Here is a 15980-nt window from a genome sequence, read left to right on the forward strand (position 1 = left end):
ATGGAATTCGCTTTTTATATTACGGGTCTGGTGGCGGTACTGGCGACATTGCGCGTCATTACCCACACCAATCCGGTGCATGCGCTGTTATATCTGATAGTTTCCCTGCTGGCCGTCGCGGGCGTTTTTTTCTCGCTGGGCGCCTACTTTGCCGGCGCGTTGGAAATCATCGTTTACGCGGGCGCCATTATGGTGCTGTTCGTCTTCGTAGTCATGATGCTCAACCTCGGCAACGCCGTGGAGGAGCAGGAGCGCGTGTGGCTGAAGCCGGGCGTCTGGATTGGTCCCGGACTGCTGTCGCTGGTTTTACTGATCGTGGTGGTGAAGGCGATCCTAAGCCTGAGCGATCAGGGCATCACCGGTGAAATGGTGGATGCGAAAACGGTAGGCATCAGTCTGTTCGGGCCTTATGTCTTAGCGGTTGAGCTTGCCTCAATGCTGTTGCTGTCAGGGTTGGTCGTTGCTTTCCATATTGGTCGTGAAGACAAGCGTGGCGAGGTCATCAGTAATGAGAACCAGGATGTTGATAAGAAAATAGCGGGGGAACGCGCATGATTCCGTTAGAGCATGGCTTGATTTTAGCCGCCACGCTGTTTGTGTTAGGGCTGACCGGGCTAATAATTCGCCGTAATTTGCTGTTTATGCTGATTAGTCTTGAAATCATGATCAATGCCGCGGCGTTGGCATTTGTGGTGGCGGGGAGTTATTGGCAGCAGCCGGACGGTCAGGTGATGTACATTCTGGCGATTACGCTGGCGGCTGCCGAGGCAAGTATTGGTCTGGCGTTATTGCTACAGCTGTATCGTCGCCGTCAAACCCTGAATATTGATACAGTCAGTGAGATGCGCGGATGAACTTACTCTATTTAACCATATTATTTCCGCTGCTCGGATTTCTGTTGCTGGCTTTTTCCCGCGGTCGCTGGTCTGAGAATACTTCTGCAACCGTCGGAGTTGGCTCGATTGGTCTGGCAGCGTTAGTGACCGCCTGGGTTGTGGTCGATTTTATGGGCCAGCAACAAAGTGGCGCGACCATTTTTAACCAGCATTTGTGGACATGGATGGCGGTCGGCAATTTCAATATCGGCGTTACGCTGACGCTTGATGGCCTGTCTGTCACCATGCTGTCCGTTGTCATCGGCGTTGGCTTCTTTATCCATCTGTTTGCCTCATGGTACATGCGCGGCGAAGAAGGATATTCGCGCTTTTTTGCCTACACCAACCTGTTTATTGCGAGCATGGTGGTGCTGGTACTGGCGGATAACCTGTTGCTGATGTATCTCGGCTGGGAAGGCGTGGGGCTGTGCAGCTATCTGCTGATCGGTTTTTACTATACCAATCCGAAAAACGGCGCGGCGGCGATGAAAGCCTTCGTGGTAACCCGCGTGGGCGACGTATTTCTGGCATTCGCCTTGTTCATCCTTTACAACGAACTGGGCACGCTGAACTTCCGGGAACTGATGGTGCTGGCGCCGCAACAACTGGCGGAAGGTTCTCCGGCGATAACCTGGGCGACCTTGATGTTGCTTGGCGGCGCGGTAGGTAAATCCGCGCAGTTGCCGTTGCAGACCTGGCTGGCCGATGCGATGGCCGGTCCGACGCCGGTTTCCGCATTGATCCACGCCGCAACCATGGTAACCGCGGGCGTTTATCTGATCGCCCGTACTCACGGCCTGTTCCTGATGGCGCCGGATGTGCTGCATCTGGTCGGCATCATCGGTGCGGTTACGCTGGTATTGGCCGGATTCGCCGCCCTGGTGCAGACGGATATCAAACGTGTGCTTGCCTATTCCACCATGAGTCAGATTGGTTATATGTTTCTGGCGTTGGGCGTGCAGGCATGGGACGCGGCGATTTTCCACCTGATGACGCACGCGTTTTTCAAAGCGCTGCTGTTTCTGTCTTCTGGCTCGGTCATCCTGGCCTGTCATCATGAACAGAACATTTTCAAAATGGGTGGCCTGCGTAAAACCATCCCGTTGGTTTATGTCTGCTTCCTGGTTGGCGGCGCGGCGCTGTCGGCATTGCCGTTGCTGACGGCAGGCTTCTTCAGTAAAGACGAAATTCTGGCCGGGGCATGGGCGAATGGTCATCTCAACCTGATGGTGGCGGGATTGGCCGGGGCCTTTATGACCTCGTTGTACACCTTCCGTATGATTTTTATCGTGTTCCACGGCGAAGCAAAAACCAAGGCGCATGCGGGAAAAGGAATTTCTCATCATTTGCCGCTGATTGTGTTGATGGTGCTGTCGACGTTTATCGGCGCGATGATTGTTCCTCCTTTGCAGGGCGTACTGCCGCAAACAACAGAACTTGAGCATGGCCAGCTAATGACGTTGGAAATTGCTTCCGGCGTGGTTGCCGTCGCGGGCATCGTACTGGCTGCCATGTTGTGGCTGGGTAAACGTCAATTGGTGAACAATATTGCACAAAGCGCGCCCGGACGTTTCTTCTCGACCTGGTGGTTCCATGCCTGGGGTTTCGACTGGTTGTACGACAAAGTCTTTGTCAGACCTTACCTGGTTATTGCGAAGTTGCTGCGGCGTGATCCGCTGGACGCACTGATGAATATTCCAGCTTGCATTACCCGCTGGGGTAACCGTGGGTTGACAGTGAGCGAAAATGGTCAGGTGCGCTGGTACGTTGCCTCCATGGGGTTGGGCGCGGTCGTCGTGCTGGCGTTGTTATTGCTGGTTTAAGACGGTAGCCGGAAACGTATGATGGGTGGGACATTCCCGATGTGAATGTCCGCCCCGGCAAGTTTTCAGATTTCTTTAATTTAGGGACACAAAGCGCCATGCTACTACCTTGGCTAATTCTTATCCCCTTTATCGGCGGTCTGCTGTGCTGGCAGTCAGCGCGTTTGGGCACGAAAGTGCCGCGCTGGATCTCGTTGATTGCGATGGGGCTGACTCTGGTGCTATCTCTGCAACTGTGGTTGCAAGGTGGTTATTCTTTGGTAACGCCCAGCGGACTACCGCAATGGCAGGCCGAGTACAATGTTCCGTGGATCCCGCGTTTCGGCATTAATTTCCATCTCGCACTGGATGGACTTTCGGTGCTGATGGTGGTGTTGACCGCGTTACTTGGGGTGTTGGCGGTACTCTGCTCATGGAATGAAGAGCACCACAATCAGGGGCTTTTCCACCTGGGAATATTATGGACGCTGGTCGGGGTGATAGGCGTGTTCGTCGCCGTCGATCTGTTCCTGTTCTTTTTCTTCTGGGAAATGATGCTGGTGCCGATGTATTTCCTCATCGCCATCTGGGGACACAAAGGTTCTGACGACAAAACCCGCACCGCCGCCGCCACCAAGTTCATCATTTACACCCAGACCAGCGGCTTAATCATGTTGATCGCGATTCTGGCGCTGGCGTTTGTTCATTACGATGCGACCGGCGTCTGGACCTTCAGTTATGAAGCGTTGCTGAATACTGAAATGTCGTATGGCATTGAATACCTGCTGATGTTGGGATTCTTTGTCGCGTTCGCGGTGAAAATGCCATTGGTGCCGGTTCATGGCTGGTCGCCGGATGCGCATAGCCAGTCTCCGACCGCAGGTTCCGTCGATCTGGCCGGATTATTGATGAAAACGGCGGCCTATGGTCTGCTGCGCTTCAGTTTGCCGTTGTTTCCCAACGCGTCGCACGAATTTGCGCCGATTGCCATGTGGCTTGGGGTGATCAGCGTATTCTATGGCGCTTGGATGGCGTTTAATCAGACGGATATCAAGCGTCTGGTCGCCTATACTTCCGTTTCCCATATGGGATTCGTGATGATTGCGATCTACTCCGGCAACCAACAGGCTTTTCAGGGCGCGGTAATTCTGATGATTGCGCACGGTTTGTCGGCTGCGGGTCTTTTTATCCTGTGTGGTCAGCTATATGAGCGCTTACATACCTGGGATATGCGCCAGATGGGAGGGCTATGGGCTCGCCTGCGCTATTTACCGGCGCTGTCGCTCTTCTTTGCCGTCGCGACGTTAGGTATGCCGGGAACCGGAAATTTTGTCGGCGAGTTTAATATTCTGATCGGCAGTTATCAGGTTGTGCCGGTGATTACGGTGATTTCCACATTCGGCCTGGTGTTTGCGTCGGTTTATTCGCTGATGTTGATGCAGCGCGCTTATTATGGCGCCCCAAAATCGGAACAACCGCTGCCGGGTATGACGATGCGTGAATTGTCCGTCGTTATGCCGCTGGTGATATTACTGGTGTTGTTAGGGGTGTTCCCGCAGCCGATTCTGGATACGTCCAGCGCGGCGATGTCAGGTATCCAGCAGTGGTTTATGTCGTCTGCTCCAGATTCAATAATCTCAACAACAAGGCCGTAATTCGCCATGACAATAACTCCTCAACAACTAATCGCGCTATCGCCGCTGTTGATCGTAGGATTGACGGTAGTGGTTGTGATGCTGTGCATTGCGTGGCGACGCAACCATTTTTTCAACGCAACCCTGGCGGTTATCGGCCTGAGCATAGCTTTGCTGTCACTTTACTTCGTCGGCCAGGCAGGGCCAACCGATGTCACTCCGCTGTTACGGGTTGATGGTTTTTCCAGGCTTTATACCGGACTGGTGCTGGTCGCTAGTCTGGCAACCTGTACTTTTGCTTATTCGTGGCTGGAAGGTTATGCGGATAACCGTGATGAGTTCTATCTGCTGGTGCTGATTGCCGCGTTAGGTGGAATTGTATTGGCAAGCGCCAATCATCTTGCGTCGCTGTTTATCGGTATTGAATTGATTTCACTGCCGTTATTTGGGCTGGTCAGCTATGCCTACCACCAGGCGCGTTCGCTGGAGGCAGGCATCAAATACATGTTGCTATCGGCCGCATCGTCGTCTTTCCTGCTGTTCGGTATGGCGCTGGTGTATGCGGAGTCGGGCGATCTGACTTTTGCCAGTCTGGGGCAGAGTCTGAGCGACCAGCGCATCCATGAGCCGCTGTTGCTGGCTGGTTTGGGTATGATAATCGTCGGTGTGGGCTTTAAACTATCGCTGGTTCCTTTTCAACTGTGGACGCCGGACGTTTATCAGGGCGCGCCAGCGCCGGTTTCGACCTTCCTGGCAACCGCCAGCAAAATCGCCATTTTCGGCGCGGTGATGCGTTTGTTCCTCTATGCGCCGATGGTGGACAGCGATTCAGTCAGAATAGCGCTTGGCGTGATTGCGCTCGCTTCGATTGTGTTTGGTAACGTGATGGCGGTTTCGCAGAGCAGCATCAAACGTTTATTAGGTTACTCCTCTGTGGCGCACATGGGATATCTGCTGGTCGCGTTGATCGCGGTGCAGAGTCATCAGTTGGCGCTGGAAACCGTCGGCGTCTATCTGGTGGGCTATCTGTTCGCCAGCCTGGGCGCTTTTGGCGTCGTCAGTTTAATGTCCAGTCCGAGCAATGATCAGGAGGCGGATTCGCTGCTTTCCTACCGTGGGCTGTTCTGGCGCAAACCGGTATTGTCCGCGGTGATGACGGTGATGATGCTGTCACTGGCCGGTATCCCAATGACGCTGGGCTTCTTTGGTAAGTTTTATGTATTGGCGGTGGGCGTCAATGCTGAACTTTGGTGGCTGGCTGGCGCCGTTGTGCTGGGTAGCGCGATTGGTCTTTATTATTACCTGCGGCTGATGGTCAGTCTCTATCTGGATGCACCGCCGGTGTTAAATCGTGATGATGTGTCGGGAAGCTGGGCATTAACGGCTGGCGGCGCGGTAGTCGTGATTTCAGCAATAATGGTACTGATCCTGGGCTTTTACCCGCAACCGCTGATTTCGCTGGTGCAGTTGGCCCAGCCCATCATGTAAAACAGTAAACAGAGAGTTCTGGTGGATAAAAACGCCGCTGATGAGGATCAGCGGCGTTTTTTTATTTAGGAATGATCTGGTCGTCATTTGACAACGGAAGTGCTCAGAATTGTCTATAGTTACTCAGACAATCACTTTTTATAACAAGAGGGAAAACTTTATGGCAGCAGCAAAGCAACAGCCTGAAGAAATCCGTGTTGATGACGATCTGAAACTTTTGTCTGATACGCTGGATGAGTTATTGCGTTACTCAGGGGATCAGGCCGACAAAGCCTATCTTGACCTGAAGAAAGGAGCGGAAAAAGCCTTACAGGAAGTGAAGTCGCGCATTGGTGCAAGCGACAGTTACTATGCTCGGGCAAAAAAGGTTGCGGATAAAGCGGACGTTTATGTGCACGACAAACCCTGGCATGGTATCGGTATCGGCGCGACTGTCGGGCTGGTTATGGGGTTGCTGTTGGCCAAACGCTAGCTTGTGTATGTGATGAATCATTTGCGCCATAAGATAGCTGGTACAGGAATGTATAATCACCTGTTTTTGACTTGTTAATTCGGCAACATCAAAAGCAGGTGATTCATGTATGAAAAATCGTGCTGCTGGGTATTGGCGGAGTCTGTTTAAAAATTGATTTATATGACAATGTGATTGTCATCATTCTGACAAACCTTATGTGGCATCAAAATATATGAGCATTATCATATTTTTTTACACTGGAGGAAATAAATCTGGTTGTTTTTCCAGGGCAATGTTAAGTTGAATATAGCTATTTTCTAGGATTGTTACTGCTGAGCAGGCAAAACCTAAACATTTATCGTATTGGCAACAAGCGATAAATGTTTAGGTTTTTTTTTACCTGTTATTTATGAATAGAGGAGTGAATTACATCTATTATCCAAAATAGCGAGTCGCCGTTATATTTGTTCGACATAAAACGAAGCAAGGCGATTTTATATTGCCGCTCTATTGTTATGGGTATTAAAAATTTGACGTTCTTTTATTCAAAATAGCGGCTTAGCCAGAGTCAGCGCTGGAATGCGAATTTCTGCAACCGATGGATGTTACAGCGACTGGCAACAGAGTTGGGATGATCCATATGATAACAACATTAAAGAGGTAACCATGAATCTAATCAGTCGGTTAAGTCCATTGGCTGCTATCCTTGTTACAGCGATCTTCGTCGCCGGCAACAGTGAGGCGGCCGCAGATCTGACTGTTAAACCTGCGTCATCGGCGACGATTGCTGAGCAGATACGCATTAAATCCGCTTTGCCAAGTGATAACGGGCAAGATCTTGAATTTGCCACGCGTGGATTTATCGCTACCCGAAAGGATCCCATCATTCGTAATCAGAAAGGGGACGTTGCCTGGGATCTGTCTGCATTCGATTATGTAAAAGGCGATGCGCCAGCCTCAGTACATCCTGCTCTTTGGCGTCAGATGGGGTTGCTTCGTCACCATGGCCTTTATACCGTCGGGGAGGGCATATGGCAGGTTCGCGGGTTCGATGTGTCAAACATGACGATAGTGCGCGGCAAAACGGGATGGATCATTATCGATCCCCTGACGACGCGCGAGACGGCCGCCGCCGCCCTGCAACTGATTAACGATACGCTGGGACACCGGCCCGTGACGGCGGTAATGTACACGCATTCTCACGGCGATCACTTTGGCGGCGTGCGCTCGATTGTCGACGAAAATGACATTAAGTCCGGCAAAGTCAGGATCTATGCGCCCAAAGGTTTTACTGAAGAGAGCGCAAGCGAAAATATTATGGCTGCGCCGGTAACCGTCCGGCGCGGTGTATTTCAGTTTGGCATCGGCATCAAACCTGGCCCGTTGGGTAATATGGGAACCGGGCTGAGCGCGAGTGCGCCCGCCGGTGAATTAACGCTGATAACGCCAACCGATATCGTTGAACAGACCGGGGAAAAACGGACTATCGATGGCGTTTCGTTTGAATTTCAGATGGTTTCCGGCAGCGAGGCGCCAGCGGAATTCAACGTTTATATAGAGGTTCCCAAAGTTTTCCTTTCTGCCGAAATTTCAGTCTGCGCGATGCATAATATTCTGACGCCGCGCGGCGCAAAGGTTCGGGATGCGAAGCTCTGGGCGGGTTACCTGGACGAAGCGTTGCAACGGTATGGCAAGCGTAGTGATGCCCTCATCGCTAGCCACTGTTGGCCGCGTTATGGGCAGGACGAAATAAGCAATTTACTCGCATCCCAGCGAGATAATTACCGTTATCTCCATGACCAGACCGTCCGGCTGATGAATCGGGGGCAGACGCCGGCTGAAATCGCCGAAACGTTGACCCAGCCGGAGCAGTTATCGCGTGAATGGTTCAATCATGGTTTCTATGGCGCTTATAAACATAATGCGAAAGCAGTTTATCAGTATTACCTAGGATGGTACGACGCGGTGCCGGCCAATCTGGATCCGCTGCCGCCGGAAGAGCGCGCCAAACGAATGGTGGAAGTTATTGGCGGCGCCGGTAAGATCCTTGCTACTGCACGTAAGGCAATGGACGCGGGAGACTATCGCTGGTCATCAGACTTATTAAACCAACTGGTGTTCGCTGAACCTGAGAATACGGATGCCCGTGCGATGCTGGCTGACAGTTACGAACAACAAGGCTATCAAGCGGAGAGCGCTTTATGGCGCAATCAATTTCTTGCCGCCGCCAATGAACTGCGCAACGGACGGATAAAACCCATGCTGACTCAGAATCAGGACATGTTGGTGGGCGTACCGACGCAACTGCTGCTGGATTCGGTCGCCACGCGTTTTGCACCGGAAAGACTGGGTGACAAGCTGTATTTCAATATTGTCATGCCTGAGCGTGAAGAAACTATCAGCGTAGAGTTGACGGGAACGGTGATGTTAGTTCGTCCGGGAGCAAGCCCATCAGCCGCCGCGACCATTACCGGGCCGCGTACTGAGATCCTGGATATGTTGTTTCCAAAGAAACCGTTGGCGGAACTGGAAAAACAAGGGCTTAATGTGAAAGGTGATCGTGCTGCGGTACAGAGGTGGCTAGAGGCCATCGATCCTGAGTTCAATGACTTCAATATTGCGCTGCCTTAGGTTTAGCGCGCCCTTATCATGGTGACGAGAAACAGGTTATCGGGGGAGCCATTTGCCCCGGATACCGCCGGTAACCTGTTTTACTGACAAATGGTTAAAGCGCATGTGGCGGATTGCGGCAAGCCAACGCTAACCACTTAAACCTTATCCTCTTTTTCCGCGATGCCTTGCACCCAGTAAATCGCTTCAAAAGCGCGTAGCGTCAGTGTAGCGGGGTGGACGGCGGCATCGGCATAATTACTCATTAGCAACCGCCAACGGCGGCAGTCGGTGATGATAACTGGCGAGGGCTGCCAGTGTTGCGGTTGTTTGGCGAGATTCGCCAGAACCAATAGCCGCTGTCCGTTCCAGCACCGCTGATAGCACCAGATAGAGGGATGATCGGGCAGGAGATCCTGATAATTGCCATGCGTCACGAGCGGGAGCGTTTTACGCATCATGATCAATTGCTGATAGGTATAGAAGACCGAGTTTTGATCGGCCAGCGCCTGTTCGGTATTAATATGCGGGTAATTTTCGCAAGGTTGCAGCCAGGGGACGCCAGCGGTAAAACCGGCATTTTTACTGTTATTCCACTGCATCGGCGTGCGGCTGTTATCACACGAGGGGGCGGCGAGGATCGCCTGCGGTTGTTCATCCGACGGTGCGCCGTCGTGCCGTTCGGCAACCCTATTCAGACTTTCCGCTTCCTGATACTGGCTCAATGTCGTGTCGCCGGGATTGGTCATGCCGATTTCTTCTCCCTGATAAATATAGGGCGTTCCCTGCATACCGTGCAGTATCATCGCCAGCATTTTGGCCGACTGAACCCGGAATTCGCCTTCGTCGCCGAAACGTGAAACGATACGGGGATGATTGTGATTGCACCAGAAAAGCGAATTCCAGGCATGCTGGTGCATGCCCTGCTGCCATCGGTTCATTATCTGTTTCAGCTTAATGAAGTCCGGTTTTGTTAAGGCCTGCTTTTCACCATTGGCGTAATCAATTTCCAGATGCTGGAAATTGCAGATCATGGACAGTTCGCTGCCATCCAGCGCCGCGTAACGGCGAGCATGCTCAAGCGAAGCGGATAACATGTCTCCTGCGGTCATCAACCCACGTGGCTGGAATACCTCCTGACTGAATTCTTGCAGATAGTCATGGATGCGAGGGCCATCGGTATAGTAGCGCTCTCCGCCGCCTTGTTCATCGTCAGGGAAATCGGGGTGTTTGGAGATCAGATTGATTGCATTGAGGCGCAATCCGTCGATGCCTTTGTCCGCCCAGAATTCACACACTTTTTTCAATGCGCCGCGTACCCGCGGATGTTCCCAATTGAGGTCGGCCTGTTCGGTGGTAAAAAGATGCAGATAATATTGCTGGCTTGCGGCATGCCATTGCCAGGCCGAATCGCCGCATTTGGCGCGCCAGTTATTCGGCGGGGCTTTGTCGTCGCCATCGCCATCGCGCCAGATATAAAAATGGCGGTAGGCGCTGCGACGTTCTTGTGCCGCCTGAAACCAGCAGTGTTGTGTAGATGTGTGGTTAAACACCATATCCATCAGGATGCGAATACGGCGTTGGTGCGCCTCGGCAATTAATTTTTCCATATCCGCCATGGTGCCGTAAGCGGGATCGATAACGCAGTAGCCAGCGACATCATAACCGTTATCAACTTGCGGCGAGAGGTAAACCGGGGTGATCCAGATCGCATCAACGCCCAGCCGCCGCAGATAATCGAGACGTGAGATGATTCCCCTGATATCACCCACGCCATTGCCGGTACTGTCCTGAAAGCTCTTCGGATAGATTTGATAAATCACGCCATTTTGCCACCAGGGGACGGATGTCGTCATGAAGATCTCCTTTTTGAAATCAAACATTTGCCGGCGGTTCGCAACCAATGCCTTTTAGGGAGCCGGTGAGCGCCGGCGCGAATGAACGTCGCGGTCACCATCGCCAGATATAAAGAAAGCATAGCGCATTGTTGTGTTTTGATTGGGCAGCATTCAGCGGCATCAATCTGGCTGATCTTTCCGTCAAGGGAGGGGAAAATGCGGGGCAGCGGCGTTAAAAAAGTCGCCTGCGTTGAGGCGACTTTACCGAACGGTGTCAGTCGGGATAGTGATAGATGTTCTGGTCGAAATCACGATCGCCGATTCTTTCCGCCTTCTTATCCAGCCGATAAAAACCAAAGCCGAGTCGCCGGGCCAACGCATTGCTGCGTGAGTTTTCAACCGCCGCCTTGATGATACAGCGATCAACGATGCCAGCGGCGCGGTACGCTTCGATCATGGTGGTCACCGCCTGCGAAACGATACCTTTGCCTTCAAAGGATTGTGCAATCCAATAGCCAATCTCGCCGGTTTTATTCTGGATGCTATTAAAGGAAACGATACCAGCGATCACATCATCCCAGCGAATCACATATACCGCCGCAACTCTGGCCGCGAACGCCTCCCGGTTGGTTTTGATCGTCTTGAGTGAATCATCAACGCAGGTCACGGAATCAGGCCAGGGCAACGTTCTTCGCAGGCGCGGCTTCTCTTGTTGGATCAAGGCAAAAATTGCCGCGGCGTCGCGCTCATCCTGAATACTTAAATGCAGATGCGGCGGGTGATGTAATTCGGCGAGTGTCTCCATTGTAGCTCCTTCAATCAATGTTGTTGTCCTTCCGTATCATGATATTTACGCTTGCAGTGTACCGTCGATAATGGTCACGCTGTGTCCGCCCACCCAGGGTTCATTGTCCAGATAAGTGATGAACAGCCGACCATCACTGTGGCGCTTGACGCCCTGGCGGACGCTGTAGCCCAGTTTATCGGCAATGTTGTCCGGGTAAAGCTGATGCCGCAGAAGCGCGGCTATGCAGGCATTAGCGCTGCCGGTGACCGGATCTTCCTTTAACACATCCAACTCAGTATAAAAGGCACGTACTTCGTAATCTGCTGGCGTGGCATGATCATGAGGACCGTAAATGGCGATGCCGTCCGTGTGACAACGTTGCACTAACATTGCCAGCGATGAAGCGTCAGGCGTGATAGCCAGACAGGTCGTGGCGCAGTCCAGACGAATAACCAGCCAACGAATTCCCATATTGACGTTGGCTGGCGGATAGCGTTTATCGATTTTGCTGCTGCCGAGCGTGCGCTCCAGCAACGGATACAGTCCGCTGTCGAAGGGCTCGATAGCGGCTGGCGGCACATGAAAAGCCAACATGCCGTCATCCCCGATATTAACCGGCACCAGACCGATGCCGCATTGCTGGACGATCTGGCCGGGCGTTTTGGTCTGTAACCCGGATTCTAATAAAGCGTGTGCTGAACCGAGCGTCGGGTGACCGGCAAATGGAAATTCGGTTTCCGGGGTAAAGATCCGCACGCGATAATCGGCCATTGGATCGGTGGGGGGGAATAAAAATGTCGTTTCCGATAAGTTGATCCAGCGGGCGATCTGTTGCATTTGCTCGTCACTCAGCCCATCCGCCTCCATGATGACCGCCAGCGGATTGCCCTTGAAAGGCTGCCTGGTGAAAACATCGATTTGTTTAAAACGGCGAGTTAATGGCATAGGTTATTCTTCCTCTGTTTTTTATAGACTGTTTCTCATCGACCATTTTTATCAACCATTTCTCACCAATCGTTCGTCTCAATCCTGCATTGCCGGTTAAAGATTGCGCAAAACTAGCCGCGATTATGAGGCGCTTTTGTGGCATAATGCGTGCTAAATCACATTTTTTACTTGAGTAAGCGCTGTGTTAAGTACCAACAATATCACCATGCAGTTCGGCAGCAAGCCGTTGTTTGAGAACATTTCCGTTAAATTCGGCGGCGGTAACCGTTACGGTTTGATTGGCGCGAATGGTTGCGGCAAATCCACATTGATGAAAATTCTTGGCGGCGATTTGGCGCCGAGTTCCGGTAATGTATTCCTTGACCCTAATGAGCGTCTGGGCAAATTGCGTCAGGATCAGTTCGCCTTTGAGCAATACAGCGTGCTGGATACCGTGATCATGGGCCATGCGGAACTATGGGCGGTAAAAGAAGAGCGCGATCGCATTTATTCATTGGCGGAAATGAGCGAAGCGGACGGCTATAAAGTTGCCGATCTCGAAGTGCAATACGGTGAAATGGATGGTTACAGCGCTGAAGCGCGTGCTGGTGAATTGCTGCTGGGCGTCGGTATTCCGGTGGAGCAACACTATGGCCCGATGAGCGAAGTGGCCCCCGGTTGGAAACTGCGCGTACTGTTGGCGCAGGCGTTGTTTGCCAATCCAGATATCCTGCTGCTGGATGAACCGACCAACAACCTGGATATCGCTACCATCCGTTGGCTGGAGCAGGTGTTGAACGAGCGTAACAGCACCATGATCATCATTTCCCACGATCGTCACTTTCTCAATATGGTCTGCACCCACATGGCGGATCTGGATTATGGCGAACTGCGTATTTATCCCGGCAACTATGATGAATACATGACGGCGGCAACACAGGCGCGTGAACGTCTGCTGGCGGATAACGCCAAGAAAAAAGCCCAGATTTCCGAGTTACAGTCTTTCGTTAGCCGCTTCAGCGCCAATGCCTCCAAATCCAAACAGGCGACTTCCCGCGCTCGTCAGATTGATAAAATCCAGTTGGAAGAAGTGAAGGCCTCCAGTCGTCAGAATCCGTTCATCCGCTTTGAACAGGATAAGAAACTGTTCCGTAATGCGCTGGAAGTGGAAGCGCTGGCGAAAGGCTTTGATAACGGCCCGCTGTTTCACAAATTGAATCTGATGGTGGAAGTGGGTGAGAAGGTCGCTATTCTGGGGACCAACGGTATCGGTAAATCGACGTTGCTGAAAACGCTGGTCGGCGATATGCAGCCTGACAGCGGTACGGTGAAGTGGTCGGAAAATGTGAAAATCGGTTATTACGCGCAGGATCATGAATATGAATTCGACGATTCTCTGACCGTATTTGACTGGATGAGCCAGTGGAAACAGGCAAAGGATGACGAACAGGCGGTGCGTAGCGTGCTGGGGCGGTTACTGTTCAGTCAGGACGATATCAAGAAGAAAGTGAAAGTCCTGTCTGGTGGTGAGAAAGGCCGGATGCTGTTTGGTAAGTTGATGATGCAGCGTCCGAATGTTCTGGTGATGGATGAACCGACCAACCACCTTGACATGGAATCGATTGAATCGCTCAACATGGCGTTGGAATTATACGAGGGGACGCTGTTGTTTGTCTCTCACGACCGTGAGTTCGTCAGTTCGCTGGCGACCCGTATTCTGGAAATCACAGCAAATAACGTCATCGACTTTACGGGCAATTACGAAGATTACCTGCGCAGTCAGGGGATTCAGTAACCAATAGCTGAGAACGGCGCAATTTCTTATCCAGGGCAGCACGGTTGATCCGTCGCTGCCTTTTTATTTGGCCTCCAGCAACATGAATAGCCGTTGAAAGCCGTGTTTATTCTGTATTCCGCTAACAAAGATAACCAATATTTATTATGTCAGAGATTATTCGGTTATCTGGCATTTTCTTCCACCGTAATTCAGGGCGTTTGATATTATGTTTTTTAAACTAAAATACCTAAAGTAAGTAATTTTATTTAGGATTTTCAGATAGAAAAAATACCGCTACGTCCTTATGAATAAAATAAATATCGATAAAGAACTTTTTTAAAAAATCTTTTTATATCATATTGCTATTGGTTTTTATTTAGATGATTGCATAAGGTGATTAATCGATTTAGCTCATTAAATATAAATGAAATGATAATGTTCTGACGTTATTGCGATTATTTCTCATTTAAAAAATATCGCTGTACTTCTAAATAGACGCTGTGCGTATTAAGTCACAGTTATAACAGAAACAATAAATCTATTGTCCCAGCGATTGATAGAGATCAAGTCTGTTAACTTAAATTACTCCTTACCATACCCACACACATATTGTGTGTTACTCCGTTCAGGTACAGGAGAATAATAAAAATGAGTGGGGAAAATTTACTGCTTTCCCATCATGGCGTGAATCGCCGTGATTTTATGAAGTTATGTGCGGCACTGGCGGCATCAATGGGATTGGCGGATTCCGCGGTGGCGGATATTGCCCAGTCAATCAGTTCTCCACAGCGCCCGCCGGTTATCTGGATCGGCGCGCAGGAGTGCACTGGCTGTACGGAAAGCCTGTTGCGAGCAACGCATCCAACCATTGAAACTCTGTTGTTAAATACCATTTCGCTGGAATATCACGAAGTGCTTTCCGCCGCTTTCGGCGAACAGGCGGAAGAAAACAAACATCGGGCCGTTGAACAATATAAAGGGAAATTTGTTCTGGTGGTTGATGGTTCGATACCGATGAAGGATGGCGGTATCTATTGCATGGTGGCGGGCAAGCCGATTGTGGATCATATCCGCGAAGCGGCGGAACATGCCGCCGCTATTATCGCCATCGGTTCCTGTTCGGCCTGGGGCGGTGTACCGGCGGCAGGCGTCAACCCGACAGGCGCCGTCAGTTTGCAGGATGTGCTGCCCGGAAAGACGGTCATCAATATTCCCGGTTGTCCGCCGAATCCCCATAATTTCCTCGCCACCGTCGCCCACATCATCACTTACCAACGTCCGCCCGCCCTGGATGCCGAGGGACGGCCAACCTTTGCCTACGCGCGTTTGATCCATGAAAACTGCGAACGGCGTCCGCATTTTGACGCCGGACGTTTCGCCAAAGAGTTTGGTGATGAAGGCCATCGGCAAGGGTGGTGCCTCTACCACCTGGGCTGTAAAGGGCCGGAAACTTACGGCAACTGTCCGACGCTGGAATTTTGCGATGTGGGCGGCGGCATCTGGCCGGTGGGGATCGGACATCCCTGCTACGGCTGTAACGAGAAAGGGATCGGGTTTACCAAAGGTATCTTCCAACTGGCCAACGTTGAGAATCCCACGCCGCATGTTGAAAAACCGGACATCCACAGTCCCGAAGGCGGTGAGATATCGGCGACGGCTGTCGGGTTGATTGGCGGCATACTGGGTGTGGTGGGGGGCGTCAGTCTGATGACCGTGCGTGAGTTGGGGCGTCAGCAAAAGCAGAGCCAAGGCCAGCAAGACGCCGGAAACGGACCCCGGGAGGGTTAA

12 protein-coding genes are annotated in these 15980 nt (G+C 51.7%); 9 read left to right on the top strand and 3 right to left on the bottom strand.

Annotated features, from left to right (window positions below):
- The 7 genes from nuoJ (at position 1) to NC856_RS11925 (ending at position 8884) form a co-directional block, all read left to right on the top strand.
- A complete protein-coding gene (gene nuoJ / locus NC856_RS11895; RefSeq protein ID WP_264090644.1) occupies positions 1-555 on the top strand; it encodes an NADH-quinone oxidoreductase subunit J in 555 nt (184 codons plus the stop codon).
- Positions 552-854 carry an NADH-quinone oxidoreductase subunit NuoK gene (gene nuoK, locus NC856_RS11900; protein WP_113865101.1) on the top strand — a complete coding sequence of 101 codons (303 nt, stop codon included), beginning with the start codon at positions 552-554 and terminating at the stop codon, positions 852-854. Before nuoJ ends, nuoK begins: the two co-directional genes overlap by 4 nt.
- Positions 851-2698: an NADH-quinone oxidoreductase subunit L gene (gene nuoL, locus NC856_RS11905; protein WP_264090645.1), complete on the top strand. Its 1848-nt coding sequence runs from the start codon at positions 851-853 to the stop codon at positions 2696-2698. Before nuoK ends, nuoL begins: the two co-directional genes overlap by 4 nt.
- Positions 2699-2796: 98 nt before the next feature.
- Positions 2797-4332, top strand: coding sequence for an NADH-quinone oxidoreductase subunit M (nuoM, locus tag NC856_RS11910; protein ID WP_264090646.1), 1536 nt, complete (start codon positions 2797-2799; stop codon positions 4330-4332).
- 6 nt (positions 4333-4338) lie between these two features.
- Positions 4339-5799 (top strand): NADH-quinone oxidoreductase subunit NuoN, encoded by a 1461-nt coding sequence (gene nuoN / locus NC856_RS11915; protein ID WP_264090647.1) that lies wholly within the window; start codon positions 4339-4341, stop codon positions 5797-5799.
- Positions 5800-5959: 160 nt separating this feature from the next.
- Complete coding sequence (elaB, locus tag NC856_RS11920; RefSeq protein ID WP_264090648.1) at positions 5960-6271, top strand: stress response protein ElaB; 312 nt, start codon at positions 5960-5962, stop codon at positions 6269-6271.
- A gap of 648 nt (positions 6272-6919) precedes the next feature.
- Complete coding sequence (locus NC856_RS11925) at positions 6920-8884, top strand: alkyl/aryl-sulfatase (protein ID WP_264090649.1); 1965 nt, start codon at positions 6920-6922, stop codon at positions 8882-8884.
- A gap of 137 nt (positions 8885-9021) precedes the next feature.
- On the opposite strand, the gene NC856_RS11930 is transcribed toward NC856_RS11925, so the two are convergent.
- The 3 genes from NC856_RS11930 to NC856_RS11940 all read right to left on the bottom strand — a co-directional run bounded on the left by NC856_RS11930 (position 9022) and on the right by NC856_RS11940 (position 12433).
- Entirely contained in the window at positions 9022-10719 is a 1698-nt protein-coding gene (locus NC856_RS11930; protein WP_264090650.1) for an alpha,alpha-phosphotrehalase, read from the bottom strand.
- A gap of 256 nt (positions 10720-10975) precedes the next feature.
- Positions 10976-11506: a GNAT family N-acetyltransferase gene (locus NC856_RS11935; protein ID WP_264090651.1), complete on the bottom strand. Its 531-nt coding sequence runs from the start codon at positions 11504-11506 to the stop codon at positions 10976-10978.
- A gap of 45 nt (positions 11507-11551) precedes the next feature.
- Positions 11552-12433, bottom strand: coding sequence for a PhzF family phenazine biosynthesis protein (locus NC856_RS11940; RefSeq protein ID WP_264090652.1), 882 nt, complete (start codon positions 12431-12433; stop codon positions 11552-11554).
- Between the two features lie 184 nt (positions 12434-12617).
- On the opposite strand from NC856_RS11940, the gene NC856_RS11945 reads away from it, so the two are divergent.
- Together NC856_RS11945 and hybO are read left to right on the top strand one after the other, a co-directional pair.
- The gene (locus tag NC856_RS11945; protein WP_264090653.1) at positions 12618-14210 is read left to right on the top strand and encodes an ABC-F family ATPase; all 1593 of its coding nucleotides are present in this window, start codon (positions 12618-12620) and stop codon (positions 14208-14210) included.
- A gap of 630 nt (positions 14211-14840) precedes the next feature.
- Positions 14841-15980 carry a hydrogenase 2 small subunit gene (gene hybO, locus NC856_RS11950; protein WP_264090654.1) on the top strand — a complete coding sequence of 380 codons (1140 nt, stop codon included), beginning with the start codon at positions 14841-14843 and terminating at the stop codon, positions 15978-15980.

This window comes from Brenneria izbisi, assembly GCF_025840185.1.
GTDB classification, from domain to species: Bacteria; Pseudomonadota; Gammaproteobacteria; order Enterobacterales; family Enterobacteriaceae; genus Brenneria; species Brenneria izbisi.

What these genes read in the sequence shown, in the direction of transcription:
- NC856_RS11930 (WP_264090650.1), bottom strand. Translation starts at nt 10,719, where the DNA reads ATGACGACATCCGTCCCCTGGTGGCAAAATGGCGTGATTTATCAAATC.
- NC856_RS11940 (WP_264090652.1), bottom strand. Translation starts at nt 12,433, where the DNA reads ATGCCATTAACTCGCCGTTTTAAACAAATCGATGTTTTCACCAGGCAG.
- nuoK (WP_113865101.1), top strand. Translation starts at nt 552, where the DNA reads ATGATTCCGTTAGAGCATGGCTTGATTTTAGCCGCCACGCTGTTTGTG.
- hybO (WP_264090654.1), top strand. Translation starts at nt 14,841, where the DNA reads ATGAGTGGGGAAAATTTACTGCTTTCCCATCATGGCGTGAATCGCCGT.
- nuoN (WP_264090647.1), top strand. Translation starts at nt 4,339, where the DNA reads ATGACAATAACTCCTCAACAACTAATCGCGCTATCGCCGCTGTTGATC.
- nuoM (WP_264090646.1), top strand. Translation starts at nt 2,797, where the DNA reads ATGCTACTACCTTGGCTAATTCTTATCCCCTTTATCGGCGGTCTGCTG.
- elaB (WP_264090648.1), top strand. Translation starts at nt 5,960, where the DNA reads ATGGCAGCAGCAAAGCAACAGCCTGAAGAAATCCGTGTTGATGACGAT.
- NC856_RS11925 (WP_264090649.1), top strand. Translation starts at nt 6,920, where the DNA reads ATGAATCTAATCAGTCGGTTAAGTCCATTGGCTGCTATCCTTGTTACA.
- NC856_RS11935 (WP_264090651.1), bottom strand. Translation starts at nt 11,506, where the DNA reads ATGGAGACACTCGCCGAATTACATCACCCGCCGCATCTGCATTTAAGT.
- nuoL (WP_264090645.1), top strand. Translation starts at nt 851, where the DNA reads ATGAACTTACTCTATTTAACCATATTATTTCCGCTGCTCGGATTTCTG.
- nuoJ (WP_264090644.1), top strand. Translation starts at nt 1, where the DNA reads ATGGAATTCGCTTTTTATATTACGGGTCTGGTGGCGGTACTGGCGACA.